This is a genomic window from Parasutterella muris (assembly GCF_943193095.1).
Classification (GTDB): Bacteria; Pseudomonadota; Gammaproteobacteria; order Burkholderiales; family Burkholderiaceae_F; genus Parasutterella; species Parasutterella muris.
Genome location: NZ_CALPCV010000028.1, coordinates 21,600 through 29,037 on the forward strand (window position 1 = coordinate 21,600; position 7,438 = coordinate 29,037).

General features: G+C 52.9%; 7 protein-coding genes. 6 read left to right on the plus strand and 1 reads right to left on the minus strand.

What is annotated here, in order from left to right; genetic code table 11:
- Positions 1-6: 6 nt before the first annotated feature.
- Together NFR90_RS09665 and NFR90_RS09670 are read left to right on the plus strand one after the other, a co-directional pair.
- Positions 7-789 carry a hypothetical protein gene (locus NFR90_RS09665; protein ID WP_251452590.1) on the plus strand — a complete coding sequence of 261 codons (783 nt, stop codon included), beginning with the start codon at positions 7-9 and terminating at the stop codon, positions 787-789.
- Between the two features lie 18 nt (positions 790-807).
- A complete protein-coding gene (locus tag NFR90_RS09670; protein ID WP_251452593.1) occupies positions 808-1,449 on the plus strand; it encodes a TorD/DmsD family molecular chaperone in 642 nt (213 codons plus the stop codon).
- A gap of 63 nt (positions 1,450-1,512) precedes the next feature.
- Here the strand turns inward: NFR90_RS09670 and NFR90_RS09675 are convergent, their stop codons facing one another.
- On the minus strand, positions 1,513-3,840 hold the full coding sequence (locus tag NFR90_RS09675; RefSeq protein ID WP_370267220.1) for a penicillin-binding protein 1A: 2,328 nt from the start codon (positions 3,838-3,840) through the stop codon (positions 1,513-1,515).
- Between the two features lie 261 nt (positions 3,841-4,101).
- On the opposite strand from NFR90_RS09675, the gene NFR90_RS09680 reads away from it, so the two are divergent.
- The 4 genes from NFR90_RS09680 to NFR90_RS09695 all read left to right on the plus strand — a co-directional run bounded on the left by NFR90_RS09680 (position 4,102) and on the right by NFR90_RS09695 (position 7,363).
- Positions 4,102-4,527, plus strand: a complete 426-nt coding sequence (locus NFR90_RS09680; protein WP_160335589.1) for a DMT family transporter — start codon at positions 4,102-4,104, stop codon at positions 4,525-4,527.
- Positions 4,528-4,605: 78 nt separating this feature from the next.
- Positions 4,606-5,142, plus strand: a complete 537-nt coding sequence (locus tag NFR90_RS09685) for a shikimate kinase (protein WP_251452597.1) — start codon at positions 4,606-4,608, stop codon at positions 5,140-5,142.
- Entirely contained in the window at positions 5,139-6,221 is a 1,083-nt protein-coding gene (gene aroB / locus NFR90_RS09690; RefSeq protein ID WP_251452599.1) for a 3-dehydroquinate synthase, read from the plus strand. The genes NFR90_RS09685 and aroB overlap by 4 nt, the downstream gene beginning before the upstream one ends.
- A complete protein-coding gene (locus tag NFR90_RS09695) occupies positions 6,218-7,363 on the plus strand; it encodes a deoxyguanosinetriphosphate triphosphohydrolase (RefSeq protein WP_251452601.1) in 1,146 nt (381 codons plus the stop codon). Before aroB ends, NFR90_RS09695 begins: the two co-directional genes overlap by 4 nt.
- Positions 7,364-7,438: the final 75 nt, after the last annotated feature.

The following is a 7,438-nucleotide window of genomic DNA, read 5'->3' on the forward strand; positions in this document are numbered from 1 at the left end:
ACTCAGATGGGTACAGAAGCAACGATAGTTTTATTTACCGCCTTCGCCTGTCTGAGCGCCGAGCTGTTCTGTGCGCTCGCAGCGGCTGAGTTTGGGGATCAGCCGCACGGGCGCCGGTTTGTAATGGCTGCTGCCGGAGCTGTTTCTCTTGCAGCAGCGGCCGTTTCCGGTCTGATTAACCTCGGGCGCCCGGAAATGTTCTTTGCGGCGTTCGGCCACCCGGGTACGGGAATTTTTTGGGAACTGACAGGCGCGCTTACTGCTCTCTTTGGCGTAATCGGCTATGCGGCTGCTCAATATCGACAGCTGGAAGGTTCGGCATTGAAGATTTTTGCGTGTCTGGCGGCTGCGGGGTCGGTTTTAATCCTGTTTGGCGTCGGACGAAATTTTTGGATGCCTTGGCGCCCCGCGCTCGACTGCTTTTTAATCCCTGTGATTTTTGTACTTTGGGCTGTGCCCGGCGCTTCTCTTTTGGGCTTTGAGAAAAAGCCGCGGGCTGCCGCTGTGTCTGCGCTGGTTTTGGCAATCGTTATCGCCACTTATCTTATCCGGCTGCAGTGCATGTCGGATCTCTCGTACGCGGTGGATGCGGTGCTGTTGGGAAGTGCCTCGTTTTACTTCTGGAGCAGCGTAGTTTTAGGTGCAGTCATTCCATTTGCCGCCTCCATCCTTCCGCAGAATCTTTTTAAAGGATGGGTTTGCGCGGTCCTTTCCGCTGTCGGGTGTGCCGCTTTCCAATGGGTGATTTATTTCCTTGGGACACCTGCTTGGCAGTTCTTTGAACAATAAAAATCAGGAGAAGAATCCATGGAGAAAACAGAATTAGCTGAAATGATGCAGGCGCGGTCAAACATTTACCGTCTGCTTGATCGTTTGTTCAGACGAGAAATTGACGAAACCTTCCTTGAGGTGCTGCGAAGCATTGCGGCAGAGGATGCGCACTTGCCAGACACAGCCGCAGCCCGGGCTTCTCTCAGGAAAGCGCTCAGCAGCGACTCTCAGGATATCCTGACGGACTTTGCGGTTGATTTTGCCCGCATCTTTTTAGGGGCGGGTATCGCTCAAGGCACGGTCGCGTATCCCTATGAATCCGTCTACACCAGCCGAGATCAGTTAGTGATGCAGGATGCCTATGAAAAAGTTCTGAAGATTTATCGCCGCCACGGAATTACAAAGACGGAAGCCGATTTGTATGAAGATCATATTTCACTGGAGTTGGAATTTATGGCCTTCCTTTGCGATGAGGCCGTGGCTTTTCTGGAGAAGGATGATCAGGCGTCTTTTGAGGAGAATCTCAAGGAGCAGAGAAATTTCTTTAAGGAGCACCTTGCCAATTGGGTATTTAATTTCACAACAACGATCCGTGAGGTTGCAGGCGATTCGATATACAGTTCGGCTGCCGACATTCTGGACGGATTCATTGAAGAAGAAAAACAGCTTCTATCTTAATTTCTAAGTAGAGTAAACAAAAAAATCGGGCCCTTCGGGGCCCGGTTTTTTTTGCAGAGCTGATTAGAAAATCTGTCCGCGAACGTTCGTGTTCTGGATGATGTTTCCGATCGGATCATCAGCAGACGAATTGTCGTCAACGCCAAGACTCGGGATCGCGTCCTTACGGTTTGTGTAGTACAGGTTGCCGTTGGACTCGGTGACGCCGGCCGGCGCCTTGCGTACGACGTTAGGCTCGTTTTTGATCGCGTCCTTCATATAGTCGATCCACACGGGGAGCGCCAAACCGGCGCCCTGAGCTCTGCGGCCGAGCGTTCTCGGCTGGTCAAAACCCATCCAGACCGCCGCGCACTGATCGCCGCCGTAGCCGACAAACCAAACGTCAAACGAGTCGTTGCTGGTGCCGGTCTTGCCCGCGAGGTCGGTGCGTTTGAGCATCGCGGTCGCTCTTGCGGCAGTGCCGCCCGTGGCGACGCCGTGCAGCATGGAATGCATGATGTAGGCGTTGCGGGGATCGAGTGCTTCAACGCCGGCGACCTTTTCGGCTTCCGCGGTGGACTGCATCAGAACTTTGCCGGACTGATCCGTGACCTTGGAAATCAAATACGGTTCCGTACGGCGTCCGAGGTTGGCGAAAACAGAGAAGCCCTCCACCATCTGCCACGGAGTGACAGAGCCCGCGCCAAGCGCAAGGGAAAGGTGCGGAGGATGCTTGTCCGCGTCAAAGCCGAATCTCTGGATAAAGTCGACCGCATAGCGAGGCGTAATGGCCTGAAGAATGCGGATGGAAACCAAGTTCAGAGATTTTTTGAGCGCGTTTTTCATCATGATCGGACCGTTGAACGTACGTGAGTAGTTCTTAGGATCCCACCTCTTAAAGCCGGTTTCCGCCGGATCAAGAACGATCGGCGCGTCGTTGATGATGGTCTGCGGGGAGAAGCCCTTTTCAATCGCGGCCGAGTAGATAAACGGCTTAAAGGAGGAGCCGGGCTGACGCCAGGCCTGCGTGACATGGTTGAACTTGTTCAGCGCGAAGTCATAGCCGCCGACGAGCGCCTGAATGGCGCCGGTATCGTATTTCGTCGCGACGAACGCGGCTTCAGCCTGAGGAATCTGCGTGATTTCCCATGAGCCGTCTTTGTTTGCGGCAATGCGCAGGACCGAACCCGGAACGATCTTCAGATCTTCCTTAGCTTTGGGCTGGAGCGCCTTCTTAACAAAGTCGAGTCCTTTTCCTGTGATGGAGACGACTTTGCCGTGCGCCATCTGCACTTTAACCTCCGTCGGAGAAACGGAGAGCGCGACCACAGCCGGCATGTCGGTTGCGATTAAAGCTTCCTGCAGGGCGTTCTTGATGTTTTGCTCGCGTGTCTGAGGATTGGAGATGTCAACCTTAGCTTCGGGGCCGCGGTAGCCCTGAGAGCGGTCGTACTGCTGCAGGTGCGAGCGAAGCGCGCGGTAGGCATAGCCCTGATCTTCAGAATTGATTGTCGTATAAACGTTCAGACCTCTGGTGTAGGTTTCCTGCTGGAAGATGTCGAACATGAGCGTTCTGACGAGTTCGGCTACGTATTCCGCGTGCAGCGAAGCGTTCATGCGGGTCGGAGTGCCGACCTTTTCCGCGGCGACCGTCAGTCGGGTCTTGATCAGCTCATTGACCTCATGCTCATACTCTTCGTTCGTGATATAGCCGAGATCTCTCATGCGGCCGAGCACGTAGTCGCGGCGAATCTTCGCGCGCTTCGGGCTGGCAAAGGGGTTGTAGACGGAGGGCGCAGCCGGAAGTCCTGCGAGCGTGGCGGCTTCGCCGACCGTGAGCTGCTGAATATTTTTACCGTAATAAGTTCTGCCCGCGGCGGCAAAACCGTAAGCTCGGTTGCCTAAGAAAATCTGATTCATATAGATCTGAAGAATCTCATCCTTGCTGAGATTGGCTTCGATCTTGAAGGCCATGGCGACTTCATAAAGCTTGCGGATGTAGCTTCGTTCGCTCGAGAGGAAGAAGTTTCGCGCCACCTGCATCGTGATGGTGGAAGCGCCCTGACTTTTCTTGCCGGAGGCAAGATTAGCCAGCGCAGCTCGTACAAAGCCTTTGGGCTCAATGCCGCTGTGCTTGTAAAAACCGTCGTCCTCGGCGGAGATAACCGCCTGCTTAACTCGATCGGGAATTTCGTCAATCGTGACGAAGTCTCGTCTTTCTTCGCCGAATTCGGCAATGAGTTTGCCGTCAGCCGTCCACACACGCATCGGAACTTTCGGTTTGTAGTCAACGACGGTGTCAATCGGAGGCAGCTGCGAATAAACCAGCGCAAATACAAACAGCGCTAAAAATCCGCCGCACAAAAAGAGTGCGATGCACGTCGCGATGACTCCTTTAAACAGGGAGCCGATAAAGCTTCCTGAGGATTTTTTTACCGGCGCTTTGCGTGCCGGACGTTTCGTGCTCTTAGCTGCAGGCTTTTCAGAGGTTGCCACGTTTCTCTCTCAAAATACATACGGGATGGGAACATTAGATTTTACATTTCTGAGTGCGCGATTTCCTTCTTAACGCGGCCTCGTCTTAGAGAATGTCACAAATATGGGCAGAAAACTGTCCTTTTATAAACCGATTCAGTGCATTGGGTTGGATATCATAAAAAGGCGGAGGAAAATATGTGGGCGCTTATTTGGCCGATTGCCTTAATCACATTAGGAAACTGTCTTTATAACGTTTGCGCGAAATCGACGCCTCTTCAGGCGGATGCGTACCTTTCCATGTCAGTGAGCTATCTCACGGGGGCGCTCGTTTCTTTCTTCATTTTCTTTTTCTTTCAGCCAAAAGAGGCTTTTTCCTTAGAGCTTTCCAAACTGAATTGGACGGCGCCGGCGCTCGGTTTTTCCATCGTTGCGCTCGAGGTCGGCTATATCTTCGCATACCGAGCGGGCTGGAAAATCAACACGGCTTCACTGGTGACGAATATCGCCTTGGCGATCATTCTGCTTTTCATCGGTTTGATTTTCTATCACGAACCGGTGACTCCGACCAAGCTTGTCGGTGTGGTCATCTGCTGTATCGGACTCTTCTTTCTGGTCAAATAAACTTTTTTCTCCTTCTTTGAAGTCCTTTCATTACAGATGATTAGTTAAAATCAATGAGTTGTAATTGGAAGGATATCCATGTCGAATAAAGAGGCCAATCCGATTTTTCTAGTCGGTATGATGGGCGCCGGAAAATCCACCGTCGGCAAGTGCCTTGCCGAGCGTCTGGGAATGGATTTCGTTGATTTGGACGAAGAGCTCGAACGCCGCTGCGGCGTATCGATTCCGTTTATCTTCCGCGAGGAAGGAGAGGAAGGTTTTCGCCGCCGTGAAAGCGCCTTGATCGAGGAATTTACCCGAGCCAAAGGACTGGTTGTCGCGACCGGCGGCGGAGCGGTCACACAGGAGAAAAATCGGACTCTGCTGAAAAACGCACCGATTTTCACCGTTCATCTCAAGGTCAGCGCCGAGCAGTGCTATCGAAGAACTAAGAATTCAGATCGTCCGCTGCTTCAGTGCGAGAACCCGCTTGAAAAAATAACGCTTCTGCTTGAATCAAGAAACCCGCTCTACGGCGAGGTTGCTTCGCTTACCGTCGATACCGACGGGAAAGCTTCTAAACGTGTGGCAGAAGAACTTAACCAAACGTTCATCAATCTGCAGGTAATCAAATGATCAAAGTTGCTGTAAAAGCTAAATCCCATAGCTACGATATTTTTCTCGGAGAAGGATGCGTCGGTTTGCTTGCAGAAGAGCTGAAGCGGCTTAATCCTTCCTCGGTTCTGATTGTGACGAACGCGACGGTCGGACCGCTTTATCTCCAAGAGGTGAGCAGAATCTGCGCCGAAGCGGCTTCAGTCAGCAGCGTGATTCTGCCCGACGGAGAAAACTACAAAGACTGGCAGAGCGTCTCTTTGATTTTAGAAAAGCTTGCGGCAAGCGGCGCGGACCGCAAGTCTGTCGTGATCGCGCTTGGCGGCGGCGTGGTTGGCGATTTGGCCGGTTTTGCGGCCGCGATTTACATGCGCGGCATCCGTTTTATTCAGGTTCCGACGACGCTGCTCGCACTTGTGGATTCTTCGGTCGGTGGCAAGACCGGAATGAACATGCGCGCAGGTAAGAATCTGGTTGGCGCGTTTCATCAGCCCGAAGCGGTCATCGCCGATACCGCCTTTTTAAAGACGCTGCCGAAGCGGGAGGTCGCCGCTGGTATCGGAGAAATTATCAAGCACGGCGTTCTTGCCGATAAAGCGTATTTTGAGCGTCTTGAGCGGGATATCGAGAAGCTCTCTGCGCTGGATCATCAGACGGTAGCGGAAGTTGTGGCGCGCTCATGCGAAATTAAAGCCGAAGTGGTTTCACGAGACGAAACTGAAAAAGGCGAAAGAGCCAAACTGAATTTAGGCCACACGTTTGGTCATGCGATTGAAAAGCTCTGCGGTTTCGGAACATGGCTGCACGGCGAAGCCGTCGGAGCGGGGCTTGTTCTTGCCGCGCAGACCTCAGTGGCGCTCGGACAAATGAGCGAAGCGGATGCATTAAGAGTTGAAAAGTTAGTTCAGCGCGCGCATCTGCCAGTGAGAATACCCGGTTTATCCGCTCAGGCTGCGATTGAAGCGATGAAGGGTGATAAAAAGAGTACGAAGGGCGTTCCTAAATTTATTCTTCCTGAGGGCATCGGGAGCGCTGTAATTCAGGAAGTCCCGGAAGAGGTTATCCGGGAAGTGCTTCTGAAAGAAGGATATGAACCATGATTACTGAAGGCTTTGAGCTTGCCGATTATGCGTGTCGGTCCGCTCAGTCGCGCGGACGGGCGATTAAGGAGCAGAACAGTACCTCCCGCACCGAATTTCAGCGCGATCGCGACAGAATTATTCACAGCTCCGCGTTTCGTCGGCTCGAATATAAAACTCAGGTTTTTGTGAACCATGAAGGCGACTTGTTTCGCACGCGGCTGACGCATACGCTGGAAGTTGCTCAGATCGGAAGAACGACCGCCTCTCTTTTAAAGATCAATCCGGATTTAACTGAGGCGATGGCGCTTGCGCACGATCTCGGACATACGCCGTTCGGACACGCGGGTCAGACGGCCCTCAACCGCTGCATGCAGGACTGGGGCGGCTTTGAGCATAACCTTCAGTCGCTCAGAATTGTGGATCTGCTGGAAGAACAGTACCCGACATTTGACGGGCTGAATCTGACTTGGGAGACCCGTGAAGGTATTCTCAAGCACTGCAGCCGGGAGAACGCACTTCGGCTCGGCGCGCTCGGTGAGCGCTTCCTAAAGGGCGAGCAGCCTTCGCTTGAAGCGCAGCTGGTGAACATCGCGGACGCGATCGCGTACAGCACGCATGATATCGATGACGGTCTGCGTGTCGGCTACCTGGATGCGGCCGGTCTCGAATCTTCGGTTCCGCTTTATGAGCGCTTTGCCAAAGAGGTCAGAGCCGAGTACCCGAATATCGCCGAGAGGCGTGTACAGAAAGAAATCGTGCGCCGAATCATCGGCTGCATGGTCGATGATCTGGTGACGCAGAGTCAGAAAAATATCGATGAGGCCTCTCCCAAGAGCGTTGATGAAGTAAGAGCGCTCAGCGAACCGCTTGTTTCCTTCTCGGAGGATATGCTTCAGCAGGTTAGAGGACTCAAGAGTTATCTCATGGACAACCTCTATCGGCACTACAAGGTGCTTAGAGTGACCAACAAGTTGGCAAAGCTGATTAAAGATTTATTTGACGCGTTTTACGCGCATCCGGAGCTGCTTCCGCCCGCGTATCAGAAAAAGGTTAAAGAGCAGGGCGCGCCCCGCGTCATTGCCGACTATATCGCCGGTATGACGGACCGCTACGCTCAGCTTGAATACAGCCGAGTGCTTGATCCGACATTCGAAATGTAAGAAAAAGGCCGAGACCCAAACGGGATCGGCCTTTTAAGTCAGAGAGTCGACTAAACGATCGTGTTCATTTGTCCT

What these genes read in the sequence shown, in the direction of transcription:
- NFR90_RS09670 (WP_251452593.1), top strand. Translation starts at nt 808, where the DNA reads ATGGAGAAAACAGAATTAGCTGAAATGATGCAGGCGCGGTCAAACATT.
- aroB (WP_251452599.1), top strand. Translation starts at nt 5,139, where the DNA reads ATGATCAAAGTTGCTGTAAAAGCTAAATCCCATAGCTACGATATTTTT.
- NFR90_RS09685 (WP_251452597.1), top strand. Translation starts at nt 4,606, where the DNA reads ATGTCGAATAAAGAGGCCAATCCGATTTTTCTAGTCGGTATGATGGGC.
- NFR90_RS09680 (WP_160335589.1), top strand. Translation starts at nt 4,102, where the DNA reads ATGTGGGCGCTTATTTGGCCGATTGCCTTAATCACATTAGGAAACTGT.
- NFR90_RS09665 (WP_251452590.1), top strand. Translation starts at nt 7, where the DNA reads ATGGGTACAGAAGCAACGATAGTTTTATTTACCGCCTTCGCCTGTCTG.
- NFR90_RS09695 (WP_251452601.1), top strand. Translation starts at nt 6,218, where the DNA reads ATGATTACTGAAGGCTTTGAGCTTGCCGATTATGCGTGTCGGTCCGCT.